The following is a 19,726-nucleotide window of genomic DNA, read 5'->3' as shown; positions in this document are numbered from 1 at the left end:
GATTATTTTTTAATATTAAAAATGTTGTGCTCTATTCGCACCAGCATTGAGTTAAATGAGTTACGCGGCATATCACCGGCCAACTGAGTACGGTAAGACAGATCAAGCCGGGTAGTACTGTTGAAAATGAACTGTACTGCCGGCGCTATGTCCAGGTAAGAACCACGTCCTGCTGCGTCTGTATTGGTTTTACCCAACAATTCCACATACAGGTTCAGATTGGTCTGGTTAAAATTCTTATATCTTACCGGCAGCACCAGGTATCCTGCAGACAAACTATAATTGACCGAGTTTTTCGGGAACCCTTCGGGGATATTATCCTTCACATTGTTCATATAACGGGAATACCCCAACGTAGTAGACAATGCCAGTTTGTGTAACAGTTGTGTGGCTATGATCCCGCCAGCCACACCGGAAGTAGCACCTTCCAGATCCAGGTCTGTATTGTGATACGGCTTTTTCGTTGCCTCCGTGGTCGGGAAATACGGGTTGTCTATAACAGAACCTTTCACATAGGCAGCCATCCTGAAATGGGCGTGCTGCTGGTCCAGTGAGAGGAACCGGTATTTGGCATAAACACTGCCCCCTTCCATCCTGATGGAAGACTGCATCATGTTGGAGGCATAACCAATAGCATGTACCATCAGCTTTTTACTGACGCCCCACATGACTTCCGGTTCAAACCGCATCCCGGTGGTACCGTCGTGCTCCATTTTAAAAAACTTATTGCTAAGCCGGATACCCATTGAGTTGGCCGGCATATTGCTGGCCGGTTCTGTATTGACGTATAATTCCTGTGCTGTTGTTACCTGGCCGATGCCACACAGGGCAATGACCACGATTAAAAGTTTGCGCATACCGAAAACAAGATAGTGTTAAATGGTTACATGATAAACCCTTTTGGAAGCGTTTGCTTCGTGGGGCTTGCAGCAATCTGCCATTATTCCTGTTTTATAACAGGGCATACTTGTTTCAGTTGAATATTTTTTGAACTGTTTGGAAGAAACGAAGTCCTTATCGATGACAGTAATGTCTTTATCACCATTCAGCACCTGGTCTTTGATATGCATAAAATGCAGGGTACTGCCGGCAAAAGGCACGTGGGTGTCGTTCTGAACTTTTACCTCGTCGAAATTAGCGGTCACCACCAGTTTACCTACAGAAAAACCGGCATCTTCCACTTTCTGTTTGATGGCATCGATGTTCACTGCAGCGCCCGGTTTAAAGTGTAAGATAAAGGTAGTATTATCTAAATCGGTATCAATTTTATCAACAAAGGGTAATGTCTGAAGAGATTCCAGGGTAGCGCGTGAACACATGGCGCAGGTAAGGCCGGAAGCCTGTAAGCTGGCTTTTTTATATTGCGCCTGAGCGCCAAAAGTTAAACCCAATGCAACTAAGAGAATGGATAATGCTTTCATGATCTGAATATTTATAAATTAAAAAATTACAGCAATGCTTGTGTGTTTCCACGATGTGGGAAACAACAGAAACAGGCTGTATCAGATCAGAAATGAGCAGTTCCGGAGGAAAACGGGCGTGTGAAGGTTGGGCCCGGGTGGATCGTGGGGATAACCTGTGAGACGGATGTCTGTTACAGACAGGGCCGGAGTCTGCAGAATTCTTACGGGCAGCTGCAGATCCATGGTAACCGGTGCATCCTGCTGCAGGGCTTTGGCCGCCTGATGGGAGGTCGTTACCTTGCAGAATTTCACCTCGTTTTTACAGCAGTCCATACTTTTTACCGGCCTTCCGCAACGCTTGCACTGATCCTTATCGGAATCGCTCTGCAGCTTTACAGACGCCAGTTTGCCCATGCAGTAATGCACGTTGACCGTAAACCCGCTGGTAAGCAGCGTGTACAGGACAGCAAAAAATATGGCGAGAAAACGTTTCATGATGAATTACAAAAATACTACAATAAATTGTCTTTCATCATCACGAGGATGAAATTCCGGATGCGCCGGTTATTTTAACATTCGGTTAGCGTTTTGTTTTTTTCTTTTTACGGGGAGATGCCTGCCCTTGCTCCAATTGCTCTACTCTTGCCTTTAATGCCTCATTTTCTCCTTTCTGCTGAATCAGGTGTAGGGTGAGTTCTTCCACTTTCTGCAGCAACAATTTGTTCATCTCTCCGAGGTCGAGCCCGTTTTGTGCGATCTGCTGTGCAGACGGAATTCCCGGCAGGTGACGGTTTTCCGTAATGAAAGCAGCAGTGCTATCTAAAGAAGGCAGCGCATAATCCGGATGGAAAACAAAATCAGGCCACTCAGCTGCATTCTGGGTCACCTTTACTCTTTTGGCCATGATAGTGCCATCTACTGCCAGCTTGGCCTGCGGATTATAGGAGCCAATGCCGACATTACCATTTCTCACAGCAATATCTCCATAAGTACCTCCCAGTACATACCGGGTACCCACCGTCACATTTCCATCTTCATTGAGTTTTACATCCGGTGTGTTCCCCTGATAATAATCTATTGCCCTCAAATACATGGCAGAGATCTTGGCAGAAGTAAATTTGTCTGAACCACATCCGATGATGCGGCCATCAATTCTCCAGAACCAATCCGGTGGGTTGCCGGGATTAAGGCCCGCCTTTACCGCCTGAGCCATTGTAGGAGGAATCTGAACCAGGGTATAACCTCCTTCCCAAAGTTGACCCCACCATTTACTTATTTGAAACTCATGACCGGGTTTATTGGCCCAGGAAAACCAGAAACGGAACTGAATATCTCCACAGGTCATATTATCTGATCTCCTGATCAGTATATAGTACTGTCGTACATAACCTGTTTTAAGTGGCGTTCCGAACAGGTGCTCTATGGCCATATAATTTCCTTTGGTAATGGTCTGCCAGGGTTCACCGCCATTCAGCCAGGCAGCGCCTTCTTCATTACCATAAATCTGTACCATACCCTGATCAACAGGATCATTCTGGGCATGGGCTATAAATACAAGAGAACACTGCAACAGCAGTACAGAAAGGATACGTTTCATAAGTATAGATATAGATTACGGGTTCAACAAACTACAAAATAGAGATTTTTCTGCACCTTGTACGCGCTGAGGATACAAGGTGCAGAAAATCAGTTGATAAACCACCAGCGGAGCCCAAGGCGGAAAGCGAAGTTGTTATATGGGTATAACGGCGCGCTGTGGTTATTTTCAGCAAAGAAAGTATTCAGGTTTTCAGCTCTTACGAAAGCTGAAAAGGATTTGATACGGAAATGGGCAAAGGCGGAAATGTCCGGAGAAAAATATTTCACCTTGGTATTATTCTGTAAAACAAACTGTCCCAGCAACGGCGAGTAGTCGTCGGCGTAGTAGTCTGTATTATAACGGAACTCCAGACCGGTCATCAGGTTGAGGTTCTTATACAGTACCTTCTCGAAGGCAAAGCGGTTGCGGGTCCAGAATGCGGGTACATTCAGTGGTCCTTCCCCATGACGCTGCTGGAAAGCAACATCCATGTACCAGGCGAACGGTGAAATGGTGAACTTCTTACTGAACACTACCTGCAGGAGGTTAAACAGGGAAGGTGACTGCGCGCTGTGGAAATAGTCGCTGAAATAAGTGTAGTTGGTAAACAGGAAATAGTTGACCGCCAGGTTGTATTTCAGCTTTTTGTTTTCGGCTGCAAACTGCACCTGAGTGGTATTTTCCTTGGCCAGCGTGTTGTTGTACCAGGTATTACGGCTGCTATTGAAGAACTTGTACACATAAGACGGCTCCCGGTTGACATTGGTCACCGACAGCTTTACATCTCCCAGCAGGTCGTTGATATGACGGCGCAACATACCGGAAACACTGTAGTCACCGAGATTCTGCCCTGCTACGTAAAATTCTCCGCGGGCAGAGAAGTCCCACAGTTTATTACGTGTTTTGTTCCGGTATTCACCATGCAGTGCCAGGTTGGTAAAATTGATATTGGCATCCAGAAACACACCGGCAATCGTTTCGAAGCGGGCTCCCACGTTGATAAAGTGTCCGAGGTTGCCAAATACAGGAAACTGCACCAGCGACAAGTCATTGGAGATCGTTTTCCATTGATGTCTGGCCGTGATGGTATCCCCCTGGATAAAATCAAAACCGTAATGCTGTGTGTAAAAAGTAGCGTCCTGATTGTTATCAATGAACTGGTAATCGTTGTTCTGATAGTTGAAGGTGTATTGCACCCTGAATATCGGCGTATAACGATAATAGTCCGTAGTGTCGTTGATATGAAGGGAATCACCGCGGCCCCAGTCGTACTGTTGCTGGATCAGGATCCCTGTTTCCTTATACTGCGATTTTACAGGTATTTTGGAACCGAAAAAGGCATACTGGGTCACTTCCTGGTTGCCCAGGTTCACATCGATACTCTGACGGTTCTTGTACAGATTACTGGTCAGGAATGAATCATTTTTGATACCACCGTTTTCTCCACCATTAAGCTTATTGAAGTAGAAGCTGAAGTAGGTGTTGGCCCTTTTGTTTTTGCTTTGATAACGGGCAGTGAGCCGGTAGGTATCGTGATTGGTGTTTTGTGTCCGGAAATAGCCTGGTGAGTTTATTTTGCGGTAGTCAAACGCAAAGTTGAACCGGTCCGTACGGTTCTGGGTATGGGTTACACCGATCACCTGTTCCTGTTTACTGCCTACGAGGTAGTTCAGTTCGGAATATGGGCGGTTGGTATTATAAAACCGCGCATTGGCGTGTGTGAAGCCATACACATCGTAGGAATGAAAACCGGCATCAAATCCGGGTTTCAGAAGAGGCGTAAAAATAAGGTTACGGGCAGCAGCACCGCTGTTGCCCAATGTCATGTAGTTGGCCGGCACTTTCAGGAAGTCTGTGTTAAAGTCTGCCACAGAAGAGTCTATGCCGAAATCGGTAGGTTCACCGAGATAGCGGTAGGTCAGTGTCAGCGTGTCTGGTTCGTGATCATGTTTGCTGGTATCACGCTGCATTTTGCTGGTGCCGCCACCACCGCCGCCCATATTGCCGAAACGCCCGGTATTGAACTGGGCCATTAAAGAATGCCCTCCTGCCAATAGCAGGGCTATGATAATAAGAAGATGCCTCATCCGAAAATGACAAAACGTTTATAGTTGCCGGATTAATTCACTAAAGATAAGCGTTAGCTTGGGTTCTGCCGCATGTGCTGCCTCCAGCACTTCCTCATGGGTAATCACATTTTCTTCTTCCCGGATGCCGATATCGGTGATCACACTCATGGCAAACACTTTCAGACCGGAATGTATGGCCACAATCACTTCGGGCACAGTACTCATACCTACAGCGTCACCACCGATGATATGCATGTATTTGTATTCAGCCCTGGTTTCGAAGGTAGGGCCCTGTACACCTACGTATACACCGGAATGTAAATGTATATTGTTGGCAGCAGCTATCTGAAAAGCTGCAAAAATCAGGTCTTTGGAATAAGGTTCGCTCATATCCGGGAAACGGGGCCCCAGAGTTTCATCATTACGTCCGCGTAAAGGATGCTCCGGCTGCAGGTTGATATGATCTCTGATTATCATAAGATCTCCCACTTCAAAACCAGGGTTCATGCCGCCGGCAGCATTGGAAATGAATAAGGTATGAATACCCAGCTCCTTCATCACCCGCACCGGGAAAGTTACCTGTTGCATGGAAAACCCTTCATAATAGTGGAAACGTCCTGCCATGGCTACAATAGGCTTGCCCTGCATATATCCCAGTATCAGTTTGCCGGAATGCCCTTCTACAGTTGACACAGGAAAATGTGGGATATCACGATAAGAAATTTCTATGCTACGTTCTATTTCCTTGGTCAGGTTACCCAGCCCACTGCCCAAAATAACGCCTGCTACAGGGCGTTCCTGCCAGAATTTCCTGATAAAGTCACCGGCTTCTTTGATCTGATCCTTTAATTCACTCATCTGATTAATACGATTAATTAAAAGTCGGGTTTAAAAATCAAACCCGCGCAAAGTTATTTTTTAATTCACAAATGACTGCAGTTTTATATTTAAATCATAATGACCTATTTTAGCGCCAAATTTTATTGCGATGAACTTACACGAGTACCAGGCTAAAGAACTGTTGAAAAAATATAATGTACCGGTACAGGAAGGCATTCCCGTAGATACGCCAGAAGCGGCGGCCGAGGCGTACAAACAACTGAAGGTGCAATACGGTAACGAGTTTGCAGTGGTTAAAGCGCAAATTCACGCTGGTGGACGCGGTAAAGGTAAAGTCCGTGGAACAGAGCAGAGAGGAGTAGCTGTAGGAAAAAATGCAGAAGACGTTAAAACCATTGCAGGCAATATTCTCGGTGGTACGCTGGTAACTATCCAGACCGGCGAAGCTGGTAAACTGGTTAACAAAGTACTGGTAGCACAGGACGTTTATTATCCCGGCCCTAACCCGGTAAAAGAATTTTACCTGTCTATCCTGCTCGACCGCGCTAAAGGTCAGAACGTGATCATGTACTCTACCGAAGGCGGTATGGACATTGAAGAAGTAGCACACAACACACCGGAAAAAATATTCAAAGAGTGGGTAAAACCCAACATGGCCCTGCAGCCATTCCAGGCCCGTAACATCGCTTTTAACCTCGGTTTAAGCGGCGAAGCGTTCAAAAACATGGTTAAATTTGTAACCAACCTGTACAACGCTTACGTAGGACTGGATTGCAGCATGCTGGAAATCAACCCTTTATTCAAAACCAGCGATGAAAAAATCATTGCCGTTGACGCTAAGGTAAACCTCGACGACAACGCACTGATGCGTCATCCTGACCTGGAAGCACTCCGCGACATCACCGAAGAAGATCCTACCGAAGTAGAAGCAGGTAAATACAACCTGAACTTCGTAAAACTCGACGGTAACGTAGGTTGCATGGTGAACGGTGCCGGTCTGGCCATGGCCACTATGGACATGATCAAACTGAGCGGTGGTGATCCTGCCAACTTCCTGGACGTAGGCGGTACTGCCAACGCACAAACTGTGGAAGCCGGCTTCCGCATCATCCTGAAAGATCCTAAAGTAAAAGCGATCCTCATCAATATCTTCGGTGGTATCGTTCGTTGCGACAGGGTTGCCCAGGGTGTTATCGACGCCTACAAATCCATCGGTAACATCAACGTTCCGATCATCGTACGTTTACAAGGTACCAATGCCAAAGAAGCAAAAGATCTGATCGAAGCCAGCGGCCTGAAAGTACAGTCTGCTACCCTCCTCAGCGAAGCTGCTGACCTGGTAAACAAAGCACTGAACTAGATTTTTTTATTTAGGGATTTTTTTATTTAGTTATTTAAAATGCAGCGAGATAATATGCTCTTCGCTGCATTTTAAATAACTAAATAAAAAAATCCCTAAATATCTAAATCCCTAAGCTCTTTTTCCTCCCTCACTGCATCATCGCCCCAGGCCTTCTTCTTCGCTACTAACCAGCCAAAATATTTTTTAGCCTGTGCCTTCTCATCCAGCCCTTTGCTCATATAAGCCAGCATCTGCAGGGTCTCCAGACTAGCATCAGCTGTCACTACCGGTTCTGCCCATTTCAGATACAGCGCTTTGAGCGCAGGGTCTTTGGCCATATCAGCACCCATGTAAAAATTCATATATCGTACCCTGTTCTCATTTTTATCAGGATGGGCGGCCGCAAACTCCAGAAACGCCTTTGCATCCTTACATTTTTTGAAGAGATAGTTCTCTGCATAAAACATCTGCACATAAGACCAGTCACCGGCTCCGTATACCTGTTGCTGTTTTTGCAGGAAAGCAGTAAAGACGGTCATATCCAGTATAGCCGGCAACGTGGCGATATCCTGCTTTAACAGGCCGTCCAGAATGTTATTGTTCAGCTCTTCCCCGAAACGGGCCAGGTAAGCCTCTCTGTTTTTCAGGTAAAACTCCCGGTAACCGGCAGGCAGCTCCCGGCTCATCTGCATCACCTTGAAAGAGGATTCTGCCAGCTTATCCTTCTGTTTGGCCAGATAAGCAGCTATCTCTTCCTTGTTACCTCCTTTGTAATCCTTGTTCCACATAGCCCGGTAAAAGTCAGGGTCCTTAGAAGACAGGCTGGTTCCAAAACCCGCCAGGTACCGGCCCTCCTTATAACGCGCAACATTCTCCTTCAGGAAAGCCATAAACCTGTCCGGCTCCTGATATCCCGCACCTCGGTTCAACAGCTTGCCTTCTCCACTGATAACCAGGTAGGTAGGAAATCCACGCATAAAATATTTGCGGCACAGCTCCATCCCGAACTCTTCTTTAAACACGTCGTAACCGGTACAGATGAAGTTTTCCTCCATATACCGCTTTACTTCCGGTCTGGGAAATACCTTCACCTCCATGTCTTTACAGGCATGGCAGCCTTCAAAATACGTGTCAATAAAAATGGGCTTATGCTCTTTCTGGGCCCTGGCGGTCAGCTCCTTCCATGAGCCTTTGATAAATTGGGTACTGTCCTGGGCATAGGCCACAACGGGCAACAACGCTGCTATCAGCAACGCTTTGGTTAGCTTTTGCATACTACTTTTTAATGGTTTGGTTTGGTTGGTTCTGGCGTGTAAACTATAAAATATCAGGGTAATCCTATCGGGATATTGGATAAACGGCACAAAAAAAGCGGATTACCAGTTGTAATCCGCTTTTTTTTTAACTATCTCTTTTTGGAGGATATACTGCTTTGGGAGGGGCAGCAGGTGTTCCTTTATTATCATCTTTAGGTTTCGGCGCTACCGGCTTTTCATCTTTCGGTTTCGTCGTCTCCGGAGGAGCAGGCTTGGTGTCTGCCGGAGCATACATATCTTCTGCACCAGCGCCGGTATTATAGTCCGATTCGGAACCATTACCGATGTCTTCTGATTCGGCACCCGGCTTCACGTTAGTATCGAAGTTGGAATAAGTCTCATCGGTCATGTTGGCTGGGATCGGGAATTTATCGGCAGCGCTGACTTTGAGGGTATTATCTGCATATACCTTTTGCATGAAATAGGCCCAGATCGGCAAACCGGTATTGGCACCCTGTCCGATGCCGGTGGTGGCAAAGTGGATAAAGTTGTTTTCGCAACCTACCCAGGCACCTGCCAGCAGTTTAGGGGTATAACCGATAAACCAGCCATCGGTGTTATCGTTGGTGGTACCGGTTTTACCGGCCATTTCGCCCTGCATTTTGTAGGTACCACGCATACGGGCACCGGTACCGCCGGGCTGCAATACGCCTTCCATCATTTTCACCATGGTATAGGATTCCTTCTCGCTGATCACTTCCCGTTTTACCGGAGCAAATGTTTCCAGGATATTACCATAGCGGTCTTCTATGCGGGTGATATAAATCGGTTTGGTATTGATACCTCTGGCAGGGAACATGGTATAGGCCTGCAGCATTTCATACAGGGATATTTCGGAAACCCCGAGTGCAATGGAAGGATACGGTTCAATTTTGCTGGTGAAGCCTATCTTGTTCTGCGCAAAGTCGGCAAACGCTTTGGCGCCGATCTGTTTGATCAGGTAAGCCGATACCAGGTTCAGCGACCTGGCTAGTGCACCCGCCATGGAAATACTGCCACCTACGCTTCCTTCAGAGTTGCGGGTCAATGTCCAGTTGCCAATGGTGATAGGTTCATTGGGCAACATGGTATTAGGCGACATGCCATTCATGATAGCAAAGCAATACAGGAATGGTTTAAAGGTAGAACCAACCTGACGGCGGGTTTTCGCTACGTGGTCATTTTTAAAGTAACGGAAATCCGGTCCGCCTACCCAGGCTTTCACCTCTCCGCTTTCCGGGTCCATGGCCATAAAGCCTGCCTGTAATACGGCACGCATATATTTAATGGAGTCCAGCGGCGTCATGACAGTGTCCATTTCATTCAGATCAGGTTCTGAGAAACTTTTCCAGGCAAACACCTTCATTTTGGTAGGAGTGTTGAATGCTTTGGTGATTTCTTCATCAGAAGCATCCTCTTCTTTCATGGCCTTATAACGATCAGACTCTTTGGTGTATTTGTCGAGGTACTGCGGCCATTTTTTCCACACACTACCGGATTTCACATCATGCTGGCTGGACAGGTATTTCTGCAGCGTCTGCAGGTGGCGGGCCACTGCTTCTTCTGCATATAACTGCATACGCGGGTTGATGGTAGTATAAATTTTCAGACCATCACGGTAAAGGTTATACGGTGTACCATCGGCTTTGTTATGATTTTTACACCAGGCTTTCACCTCATCACGCAGTACTTCCCGGAAGTAAGGAGCGAGTCCTTTGTTATGGTCTATTTTGTTATAGTGTAATACAATGGGTTTGCTTTTGGCGGCAGCCGCTTCGGCTGATGTGATAAAGTTGGCATCCACCATGTTGTCGATAACGGTATTACGACGGGCCAGGGCCATCTGCGGGTTACGACGCGGGTTGTACAAGGTGTTACCCTTCAGCATCCCTACCAGAATGGCAGCCTCTTCGATAGACAGGTGGCCGGCATCTTTACTGAAGAAAGTACGGGCTCCGTTTTCGATACCATATACGTTGTCACCGAAAGCTACGGTATTGAGGTACAGAGTCAGAATCTCCTGTTTGGTGAAGTTTCTTTCCAGTTTAACGGCGATGATCCATTCCTGCAGTTTCTGAAAAGCCCTGCTTAAAGGATTGGTGGCACGTTGTTTACCCAGGTTGTCTGCCTGCAGGTTGAGGGCCAGCTGTTGAGTGATAGTACTGGAACCTCTTTTTTTCCCGATCAGCAGATAGAAGGGAATGGCCATGGTGCCTTTGGCGTCAATACCAGAGTTTTGGTAAAAACGGGTTTCTTCTGTTGCAATCAATGCATTGATCACATTTTTGGAGATCTCATTATAATCGCTGCTGGAGCGGTCTACCTGATAGTATTTACCCAGGATGGTTCCGTCATCAGCGATCACTTCTGAAGCCAGCGCTGCGCGCGGGTTCTCCAACTCCTCCATCGAAGGCATATTGCCAATGACCCGGAAATTGACCAATAAAATTAAAAGAACGAACAGTGTTAAAATACCAAACGCTACACGCCATAATATTTTCACCGATTTTTTCATGCGCTATATAAATTTGTTTTGCGGGCTACCGCCGCTTTAAATTGGACAGTGACCTATCGTTGGCTGTTAAAATTAGTTTTTAATAAAAGGCCTCTAACAGCAATAAACAGGCCTGTTTACTAACAGTTTGACCCACAAATCTATTAAATATTTAGAGATTTACTGATTTCGGTACAGCAGGCTTTCGGATTTAACATTCCATTATTCCGGCAAAGCCCGCTGTACTGGTATAAATCGCTATATATTATTGTGTTACATAATTATCTGCAAAAAACTTCCGGTAACCGATAAGGTCTTTAGTACTGTTGAGCAGAATGAAATTATCCCGGGAGATCACAAATATGGAGTACTCAGACGGCCTGATCCGCGGAATAATACTCGAGGAAGCCTCTTCGCGGATTTCATCGAAATAGTTCAGTGCCTTGTCTTCGTTCGGGAATAAGCGGAAAATAAGCATTGTTTCGGAAGGTGACAATACAAAACTGCCCACTTCTATTTTATCAGTAGCATGTTTGGAGGCATTGTAGCGGGTAAACTGGTTCAGGCCTTCATCCATCAGTTCTTTGGAAACGCGCTGGAAAGACAGCACCACAAAGTGAGGGTTGTCGGCAGCCAGTTTATACGGCGTTAATGGCTTGGGTGGAGGTGCAGGCGCCACGGTCGCGATCGGGGCATTGGGCACCACGCCGGCTATTTTATCAGAGATGCGGGCGGAATCGATTTTTGCAGCAGCTTTGGCACCATTGAGTTTATCTACCAGTACCGGCTGCGGGTTTTGCCAGGGATAGCGCATGGAGATATTTTCATCTACCATCGGGGCACCATCCACATCTTTTTTGATTTCCAGTTTGGCGAGGTAGTTAACCAACTCATTACGATGGTCCAGTGCGTCCAGGAGGGCCTGGGTTTGGCGGCGGACACCCTCATCACCTGGATATTTGTTCATCACCGCCAGGATCGCCTTACGGGAAGCCTGGGTAGAGTCTATACCGATCAACGTGTCTGATTTCACCAAGATCATGGCTTCCAGCAGGTCGAATTTACTCTGCATGAAATTAACACCATAGGTAGAATCAGCACGGCGTTTAATAGCCATCGCGGTAACGTTGTCGCCATCGCGGAAAGCCGTATAGGCCGAATCGTAGGTGGCGCTGATGACTTTTTTCCTGGCCAGGTCCACATCCCTGTTACCACCGGAGCGGATGATGTCCGCATAGTTGGTATTGGCGTACTGCTTCAGTATCAGGTCTTTGTAGTGAGCTACTTCTGCTGCGTGGTTCAGTTTTCCGTGCCATACGTAGAGGGAGTATAAAATCTCCGGTTTACGCGGATGGTCGGGGTATTTGAGCAGCAGGGAATCATATGTTTCTATGGCCAGCGGATAATTTTCGAGTTTATCGTAATACAACTTGCCCAGGTCAAAACGGGCATCCTGGTCCAGTTTGCGGGAAGCGTTCAGTTTCTCGGGTGTCAGTGGGAGGCCTTGTGCCAGCCGTTCACCGGTAATACTGTCCGGAGGCAGATTTTCCGGTGTTTTGGCGGTGGGGTCGGTAGTTTCCGTGGGAGCGTTGTTGTTATTGTTATTGGCCAGATTGATGGTGCCGGTCTGGCTGCGGCGCCAGTTATCCCCTACAGCCCTGTTGCCCCAGCGGCGTTTAAATTCGGAGTATCCGGCCGATTTGCTGCCCTGATTATAGAAGTACCAGTCACCCTTTTCTTCTTTAGGGGTGTAGGCGCCATTGCTGTTCATCCCGAAGGTGGGATTATCGTACGGATTGGCGGCCTGCATGGCATCATTTTTTTTCTTCTCAGCGGCAGCTGTTTTCAGGGTAGCGGCCATTTTGGCGAGGAAGATGTTCCGGTCGGATTCGGGCATGGCGGCGATGCGCTGCAGACTGTCCTCCCGGCGGATAATGGCCAGTTTGGCTGCAACATCTGTGAGCACTGCCTTGCGGATGTTGACATTGGCTGCATCCGCAAAGTCGGGTGTCATGGTGCCGGCCGTACTGTCATAATATTTTTTAGCGTCCAGGTACTGGCGCTGATCGTAGTAGATATCTGCGATGCCTTTATAGGTGAGGGTACGCTGCACCATATTATCACCACCTGCCTTGAGGGACTTCTGGAGATATCCCAGCGCTGCTTCTGCATCAGCGGGATAAGCGAGGGTGCCCATGGTATAGTAGATCGCATCGCGGAAATGGGTAAAGCGTTCTTTTCTCAGCATGTGCCGCAGCCCTTCCTGGCTTTGGGCCAGGCCTCCTTCTTTTTTCGCATTGATTTTGGCAATCTGGATGCGGGACTGGAAGTCCATCATGGGGTCCGGTTTACGGCTGATCACATCCCTGAACTGGTCCATGGCGGAATCGGGATGATGCTGCTGCAGGTAGAGCTGACCGAGGATAAAAGACATCCTGGCTTTGGCTACCCGGTCGCGGCTTTTATCGATCGCCATTTTCAGCGGTTCTATCGTTTCAGGGTATCTGCCTTGAATATAGTTGCTATAGGCCCGCACTTCCGCGAGGCCGCCGTCCAGACGGTGCGGGAAATTGGGGTCTGTACTGAGGATATTCAGCAGGGCCTGTACCTCGTCATATTCTTTCTGTTCGAGGAGGGTCTTGGCTCTCCAGAGAAAGGCATCGTTACGGGCGGATATATGTTTGAAGCGGCCGAAGAAACCTTTTCTTTTTTCTCTGCTAGCGATGGAGATATGATCATTTTCACTGGCGCCTACCACGGTTTTATATTCCGATTTTTTCCGGGGAGCGAAGGTGAGGTTGATATACTGGAAGGTTTTATTGGCATTTTCCAGGTCTCCTTCATAGAAATAGGCGCGGCCCATCAGCAGGAAACAGTCATCTATCCACTTCCCTCTGGGGTCGTGGAGCTGGATGGCCATATTGGTTTTTTCGATGACAGAGTCGAGTTCCGTTTTGCTATACCCCTTGCTTTGCAGGGTGGTAGGATAAAACGGTAGTAATACATTATAGTTGTCCTGACCGTCGCGGTTGACGGTTTTCACTACTTTATCCAGTTTTACCCGGGCGTGGAAATAATAGTTATAACGGGTCGCCAGGTTCTGGAAGAACTTGCGCTTAAAATTCCAGGGCTTTTTTTCCAGCATCACTTCAGACGGGGGACGACGGTCCTGTACCACACGCTCTTTAGGTTTAAAGAGGGGTTTAACAACCGGCCTGTTGGCCTGGTTGCTCTGGGGCTGCGGTTGCTGCTGCGATGGCTGCTGTTGTGCCGGATTACGGGGCTTGATTTGTGCCATAACCGCCGGAGATCCTATGCACAACGATAAAAAAAATAAAACCGGATAACGACGTAGCGATTTATAGCAATTCATGTATGCCAGGGTGTATAGGCTCTATTATATAACTGTTTGTTTGAAAAAATATTTTAAAGATATGATAAAATAGTGGATCAATTGGTGGGATTGATTAACTTTAGCCGCCTGAAAACGAATAAATCTCTACAAGTACTACCTAAACATGGCGAAGAAGGGGAAAAAAAACAACAGAAGAAACCTGGAAAAACTGAGTCATAAGTACCGTTTGGTAATTATGAATGACGATACCTACGAAGAAGTTACGTCCTTTAAACTATCCAGAATGAGTGTTTATATCGCTTTGAGCACCCTGTTTGTGTTGCTGGTAGCCATTACAGTGGCAACCATTGTATTTACACCATTACGATACTATATCCCAGGCTATGGAGACCTGAAACAGCGCAAGGAGTTTATCCATCTGAAAATGAGGGCCGACTCCCTGGAAACAGCCATTAATCAAAGAGACCTTTACCTGAAAAACATGAAACAGGTAATCAACGGGGATTTCACGGGTCAATTGGACACTACTATACTAAAAGTGCCCAAAGTAGATAACAGCACGTATTAAGTCTTTATCGGAGAATTATAGTCATTGGAATTGTTTTTTGATAGTTCGGGGTATTCCATATCCACTAGTAACCATTAGTCAAATAACTAAATAATTACATATTTTAATTATCTTACATCATTAAAGCTGAAAAACCTGAAAACCTATGTTTAATAACAAATCAAACTCTAAGGGTGACAGTAAGACCATGTTACCAACTTCCACTGTGAACATTATCGGCAGTGGCACTACTATCCAGGGAGATATCGTATGCGAGGGTGATATCCGCATAGATGGACAAGTAAACGGACTGGTATCAACCAAAGCCAAGATCGTAGTAGGTCCGGAAGGTGATATTATCGGTGACCTGGTATGTCAGAGTGCAGACATCCTGGGTAAGGTGACCGGTATTATCAGAGTGGAAGAACTGCTGTTCCTGAAAGGGAATGCACTTGTAAAAGGCGACGTATACACAGCTCATTTTGAAATGGAGCCGAGCGCCAAGTTCAACGGCCGTTGCTACATGGGCGATGAGATGCCTGAAAACAATAAACATGGAAAATCCGTCCTCCAGGAAGCCGAATAAGCGTAATCCGGTACTACGCTATGCCGGGCTGGCTTTTCAGATGATGACCACATTAGGGTTAGGCGTATTTGCTGGGTACAAACTGGACCAGAAAATTGGCTGGCGGTTCCCTGTATTCCTGATCATTTTTTCTTTATTGGCTTTAGCCATACTTTTGTGGCAAATTATAAAAGACACCCGTCGGTAATGAGCGATAGATTTTTAATCAGATTATTTTCCGTTTTTGGAGTTTTAAACGGCCTGATCATACTTTTCAAGCCCCGGTTGCTGGACATTGGCTCACATGTGTATGTGCTGATGGCCGGCAACCTGGCTATGGCCCTGATCACCCTGGCCTCCTACCTTATGGGCCGCAAAGGGCTCGCTTCTGCCAACCACAACGCATTTATCCGGGCCGTATACGGCTCCACCCTCAGCAAACTGATGTTATGCGTAATCGGCATCGCCATATACGTGCTGAGCTACCGGCCCAATGTCAGCAAGCCGACAATCTTTATGCTGCTGTCGCTGTACCTGGTGTATACTGTATTTGAAACATGGAGCCTCTTCCGGCTTACCAGGCTTAAAAAGTAGTTGTAGTGAAAAAAGAGGCGCCTCTGCATGCATTAGCGTCCTATTTGCCCGATGGCACCTTCGAGCAGGTGATGGAATTTCTGCACATGTACAAAGTACACCTTACCATCACCCGCGAAAGGCAAAGCATACTGGGTGACTACCGTCATCCGGACGGAAATGGAAAAGGACACCGTATCAGCATCAACGGATCGCTGAACAAATATTCTTTTCTCCTTACCCTACTCCACGAAATTGCCCACCTCACCACTTTCAACAAATACGCCAACCGGGTACTGGCACATGGAAAAGAATGGAAACACGAATATTCCGTTATCCTGCGTGATTTTGTGGGAAAAAACTACCTCCCGCATGATGTAGAGCAGGCTGTCCGGAAAAGCATGATGAATCCTGCTGCCAGTTCCTGTTCCGATGAAAACCTGATGCGGGTGCTCCGGAACTATGATGCAAAAAAAGAAACTCATTTCCTCGTAGAACAACTTCCGCAGAACCAGCTCTTTAAAACCAAAGACGGCCGCATCTTCCGCAAAGGGGAAAGAATAAGAAAACGCTACCGCTGTGAAGAGGTAGCGTCTAAACGTATTTATCTGTTCAGCCCCTTGTATGAGGTAGAACCGGTTGACTGATTACTTTTCGCCTACATAGTGTAATTCACCAAATGTCATAGCCCTGTTGATCAGCTGTATGCCCAGTTGCAGGATCCCCGCTTCTGCAGCAGCCTGTAACTTATTGGCATCATCCGTCGGCTTGTGGTAATCATCGTGCCCGCCGGTATGGAAAAACAGGACCGGCACCTTGCTCATATAAAAGTTGTGATGGTCGGAAGCCCCTTTGCCGGCCGCATCTGTGAAATATTTAATGCCTGGTTGCTGTATCTCCTTAAACACTTCCGGCCACTCCTGCGCGCTGCCGAAACCACCAATACCGATACCTCTTTCGGGATTATACCGGCCAATCATGTCCATGTTCAGCATAAAATGTACTTTATCCAACGGCATCAACGGATGAGCAGTATAATATTTAGAACCCTGCAGGCCCAGCTCTTCCCCGCCAAAAGCAATAAACAGGAAGTTAAAAGGCTCTTTTCCGGCATTTTTCACATAATGGCGTGCCAGTTCGAGCAGGCCTGCTACTCCGGAAGCATTGTCATCAGCACCGTTGTGGATCTGCCCAATGGGATATTTACCATCGAACAGGCCAGCAGTACCCAAGTGATCGTAGTGCGCTCCAATGATGATCGTACGGGCGGCACCGTTATCCAGCCATGCCAGTACATTTCGGCTGGGAATATTTTTATGGGCATTCCGGTCGAAAGTAAAATCCTGGAAATAACTGTTGCCATTCACCGGCTTCAGGCCCAGTTTTTTAAACTGCCGGGCCACATAACGGCTGGCTGTTCTTCCACCTTTTTCGGCGGTACCTCTTCCTTTCAGTTTGTCGGAGGCGAGATAATTAACGGTCTGCTGAATGCTGACTGCATTGGGAATGGTGTCCTGGGCATAGGCCTCTGACATTCCACCTGCCAGCAACATCAATAACAAGCTTTTCTTCATATTCACTATCGGGTTGATGCAAAAGCCCCCAGCATAATTGCTGAGGGCTCTCACTAATTAATTACTATATCAGACAGAAAACTATTTCTTCTTCTGTTGCTGTTGCATTGACTGCTGGCGGCGTTGTACCTCTTCCAGCTTCTCCTGCCATTTGGATTTGCTGACCGGTTTCTTTTTGTTTTCCTGGATCTGTGCGTGGATTTTGTCGTGGTTGATGACAAATGTCTGCAGCACCCATTGCAGCAGGATACTGATCACGTTGGACAGGAAATAGTAGAAGGTCAGTGCGGCAGCCAGTCTGTTGAAGATACCCAACAGCATGATAGGCATGACGTAAGGCATATATTTCATCACCGGATTGCTCTGATCGGTCATACCACGGTTGTAGAAGGCCAGGATCAAGCTGGTGATGGTCATCAGAATGGTGAACAGGCTTATGTGGTTACCATAGAAAGGTATGTTGAACGGCAGGTTCAGGATAGAGTCGTAAGTAGACAGATCCTTGGCCCACAGGAAACTTTCCTGACGCAGCTCGATGGAAGACGGGAAGAAGCTGTACATCGCTACCAGGATCGGTAACTGTAACAGGGCTGGTAAACAGCCACCCAGTGGGTTTACACCGGCGCTTTTGAACAGTTTCATCTGTTCCACACCAAATCCCTGCTGGTCGTCGCCGTATTTGGCGCGCAGCTCATCGATTTCCGGCTTCAGCACTTTCATTTTGGCCTGAGACACATAGCTCTGGTAGGTGAAAGGAGCGATGAGCAGACGGATGAAGATGGTGAGCAGGATAATGATCAGACCGTAGTTGCCGATAAATCCGCTCAGGAAGTTAAACACCGGAATGATGATCCATTTGTTCACATATTTTACAAAAGCGAAGATACCGGAGCCCAGTGGGATGATCTTTTCGAGGCCCAGGTCAAAAGACTTCAGGGTTTTGTAGTGGTTAGGACCGTAGTAGATTTCAATTGGGAAAGAGAAATCATTGGCGCGGTTGTAAGGTATTTGCAGGGAAGTAAACGCCTGTCCTACGATGTTGCCGCTCTGCGGTACTTTGGTGTTCACGTCTGCCGCGTCGAAACTGCCGTTTTTAGCGATCAGCGTGGTGTTGAAGAACTGTTGTTTAACACTGATCCATTTCAGCTTGTTGTCCAGTTTTTCATGGCTGGTACGCTGTAAGGTGAAGTAGTCGTGTTTATCGTTGCTGAACATGTAGTGCACCTGGTTGTTGAGGCGCTCGTTCTCCATGTCATGCTCCTGTTTGTCATTCTGGCTGTTCCACTGCAGGGTCAGGTAATGCTGATTACCTGGCAGGATGTTCTGGAAACCAACTGCATGAACATTATAATCCACGATATAGCTGCCTGGTTTGATGGAATATACAAACTCGAGGTAGACAGCCGGGTTGGTGGTATTCAGGCGATAGCTGATAGATTGTGCGCCGTCAGCCAGTTTCTGTACCTGACCAGCGGTAAAAAACAGGTCGGAGCTGCTCAGCACTTTATTGGCGCTGGCAGGCACTTCCACGGAAAGGCGGTTAAAAGAACCTTGTGCCAGCATTAAAGGACCTCCTTCAGAAGTCTTGAATTTTTTTAATTGAACACTAACAGGCTGACCACCTTTATTGGAGAAAGTGACTTTTACATCATCATTTTCCATAACGGTAGTTTGCACCGGTGCTACCGCAGCAGCGGCAAAAAGGCCGAATTCTCCGGCCAGCTGGGCCTGGTGTGCCGAGTCCAGCGTTCCGCCGTTACCCGCAAGTGTCAGAGAGTCAGCAACTGGTGCTTTAGGCTTGTTAAGATTAGCGATGGAATCTTGCCGGGCTTTCTCCTTGGCGATATTTACCTGCTGTTTCTGGTTAAAGAAAATATATCCAACCAGTAAAACACCTAACAGTAAAAACCCAATAACCGAATTTCTATCCATGAAATGCAATTAAAATTTAGGCAGCAAAGGTAAGCATGATTTATCATTTGAACACCCCTTTTTAGGTGAAACCACTGTTAAGTAGGTAAAACCCACTTTAATGCAGGTGAAAATGACCGCTACCATTGGTTATGTGATGATTATATATTTAAAATGCA

The 19,726-nt window shown here is 47.0% G+C and carries 17 protein-coding genes; 6 read left to right on the top strand and 11 right to left on the bottom strand.

Features of this window, described 5'->3' with window-relative positions; translation table 11 throughout:
* Positions 1 to 2 precede the first annotated feature (2 nt).
* The 6 genes from KD145_RS25650 to KD145_RS25625 form a co-directional block, all read right to left on the bottom strand.
* Complete coding sequence (locus KD145_RS25650; protein ID WP_212002679.1) at positions 3 to 857, bottom strand: hypothetical protein; 855 nt, start codon at positions 855 to 857, stop codon at positions 3 to 5.
* Between the two features lie 18 nt (positions 858 to 875).
* Entirely contained in the window at positions 876 to 1,421 is a 546-nt protein-coding gene (locus tag KD145_RS25645) for a heavy-metal-associated domain-containing protein (protein WP_212002678.1), read from the bottom strand.
* A gap of 81 nt (positions 1,422 to 1,502) precedes the next feature.
* A complete protein-coding gene (locus KD145_RS25640) occupies positions 1,503 to 1,898 on the bottom strand; it encodes a hypothetical protein (RefSeq protein ID WP_212002677.1) in 396 nt (131 codons plus the stop codon).
* A gap of 85 nt (positions 1,899 to 1,983) precedes the next feature.
* Positions 1,984 to 3,000 carry a hypothetical protein gene (locus KD145_RS25635; protein ID WP_212002676.1) on the bottom strand — a complete coding sequence of 339 codons (1,017 nt, stop codon included), beginning with the start codon at positions 2,998 to 3,000 and terminating at the stop codon, positions 1,984 to 1,986.
* 89 nt (positions 3,001 to 3,089) lie between these two features.
* On the bottom strand, positions 3,090 to 5,069 hold the full coding sequence (locus tag KD145_RS25630) for a putative porin (RefSeq protein ID WP_212002675.1): 1,980 nt from the start codon (positions 5,067 to 5,069) through the stop codon (positions 3,090 to 3,092).
* Positions 5,070 to 5,087: 18 nt separating this feature from the next.
* Positions 5,088 to 5,909 carry a purine-nucleoside phosphorylase gene (locus KD145_RS25625; protein WP_212002674.1) on the bottom strand — a complete coding sequence of 274 codons (822 nt, stop codon included), beginning with the start codon at positions 5,907 to 5,909 and terminating at the stop codon, positions 5,088 to 5,090.
* Between the two features lie 130 nt (positions 5,910 to 6,039).
* Between KD145_RS25625 and sucC the strand changes: the two genes are divergently transcribed.
* Positions 6,040 to 7,251 carry an ADP-forming succinate--CoA ligase subunit beta gene (gene sucC, locus KD145_RS25620; protein ID WP_113614939.1) on the top strand — a complete coding sequence of 404 codons (1,212 nt, stop codon included), beginning with the start codon at positions 6,040 to 6,042 and terminating at the stop codon, positions 7,249 to 7,251.
* Positions 7,252 to 7,346: 95 nt separating this feature from the next.
* Here the strand turns inward: sucC and KD145_RS25615 are convergent, their stop codons facing one another.
* The 3 genes from KD145_RS25615 to KD145_RS25605 form a co-directional block, all read right to left on the bottom strand.
* Positions 7,347 to 8,507, bottom strand: coding sequence for a thioredoxin family protein (locus tag KD145_RS25615; protein ID WP_212002673.1), 1,161 nt, complete (start codon positions 8,505 to 8,507; stop codon positions 7,347 to 7,349).
* Between the two features lie 127 nt (positions 8,508 to 8,634).
* Positions 8,635 to 11,043, bottom strand: a complete 2,409-nt coding sequence (locus KD145_RS25610; RefSeq protein ID WP_212002672.1) for a transglycosylase domain-containing protein — start codon at positions 11,041 to 11,043, stop codon at positions 8,635 to 8,637.
* A 244-nt stretch (positions 11,044 to 11,287) separates the two neighbouring features.
* Positions 11,288 to 14,320, bottom strand: a complete 3,033-nt coding sequence (locus KD145_RS25605) for a tetratricopeptide repeat protein (RefSeq protein WP_212002671.1) — start codon at positions 14,318 to 14,320, stop codon at positions 11,288 to 11,290.
* Positions 14,321 to 14,540: 220 nt separating this feature from the next.
* Between KD145_RS25605 and KD145_RS25600 the strand changes: the two genes are divergently transcribed.
* The 5 genes from KD145_RS25600 (at position 14,541) to KD145_RS25580 (ending at position 16,709) form a co-directional block, all read left to right on the top strand.
* On the top strand, positions 14,541 to 14,945 hold the full coding sequence (locus KD145_RS25600) for a hypothetical protein (RefSeq protein WP_212002670.1): 405 nt from the start codon (positions 14,541 to 14,543) through the stop codon (positions 14,943 to 14,945).
* 145 nt (positions 14,946 to 15,090) lie between these two features.
* Positions 15,091 to 15,510, top strand: a complete 420-nt coding sequence (locus tag KD145_RS25595) for a polymer-forming cytoskeletal protein (RefSeq protein ID WP_212002669.1) — start codon at positions 15,091 to 15,093, stop codon at positions 15,508 to 15,510.
* On the top strand, positions 15,479 to 15,697 hold the full coding sequence (locus tag KD145_RS25590) for an AtpZ/AtpI family protein (protein ID WP_212002668.1): 219 nt from the start codon (positions 15,479 to 15,481) through the stop codon (positions 15,695 to 15,697). Before KD145_RS25595 ends, KD145_RS25590 begins: the two co-directional genes overlap by 32 nt.
* Positions 15,697 to 16,083 (top strand): hypothetical protein, encoded by a 387-nt coding sequence (locus KD145_RS25585; RefSeq protein WP_212002667.1) that lies wholly within the window; start codon positions 15,697 to 15,699, stop codon positions 16,081 to 16,083. Before KD145_RS25590 ends, KD145_RS25585 begins: the two co-directional genes overlap by 1 nt.
* Positions 16,084 to 16,088: 5 nt before the next feature.
* Positions 16,089 to 16,709 (top strand): SprT-like domain-containing protein, encoded by a 621-nt coding sequence (locus KD145_RS25580; RefSeq protein WP_212002666.1) that lies wholly within the window; start codon positions 16,089 to 16,091, stop codon positions 16,707 to 16,709.
* On the opposite strand, the gene KD145_RS25575 is transcribed toward KD145_RS25580, so the two are convergent.
* Entirely contained in the window at positions 16,710 to 17,636 is a 927-nt protein-coding gene (locus KD145_RS25575) for a M20/M25/M40 family metallo-hydrolase (protein WP_212002665.1), read from the bottom strand.
* A gap of 81 nt (positions 17,637 to 17,717) precedes the next feature.
* Positions 17,718 to 19,568 carry a membrane protein insertase YidC gene (yidC, locus tag KD145_RS25570; RefSeq protein WP_212002664.1) on the bottom strand — a complete coding sequence of 617 codons (1,851 nt, stop codon included), beginning with the start codon at positions 19,566 to 19,568 and terminating at the stop codon, positions 17,718 to 17,720.
* Between the last annotated feature and the right edge of the window lie 158 nt (positions 19,569 to 19,726).

Source organism: Chitinophaga sp. HK235, from assembly GCF_018255755.1.
GTDB lineage: Bacteria > Bacteroidota > Bacteroidia > Chitinophagales > Chitinophagaceae > Chitinophaga.
Note: the sequence above shows the minus strand (reverse complement) of the source record. Positions and strands in the feature narration are given on the sequence as shown.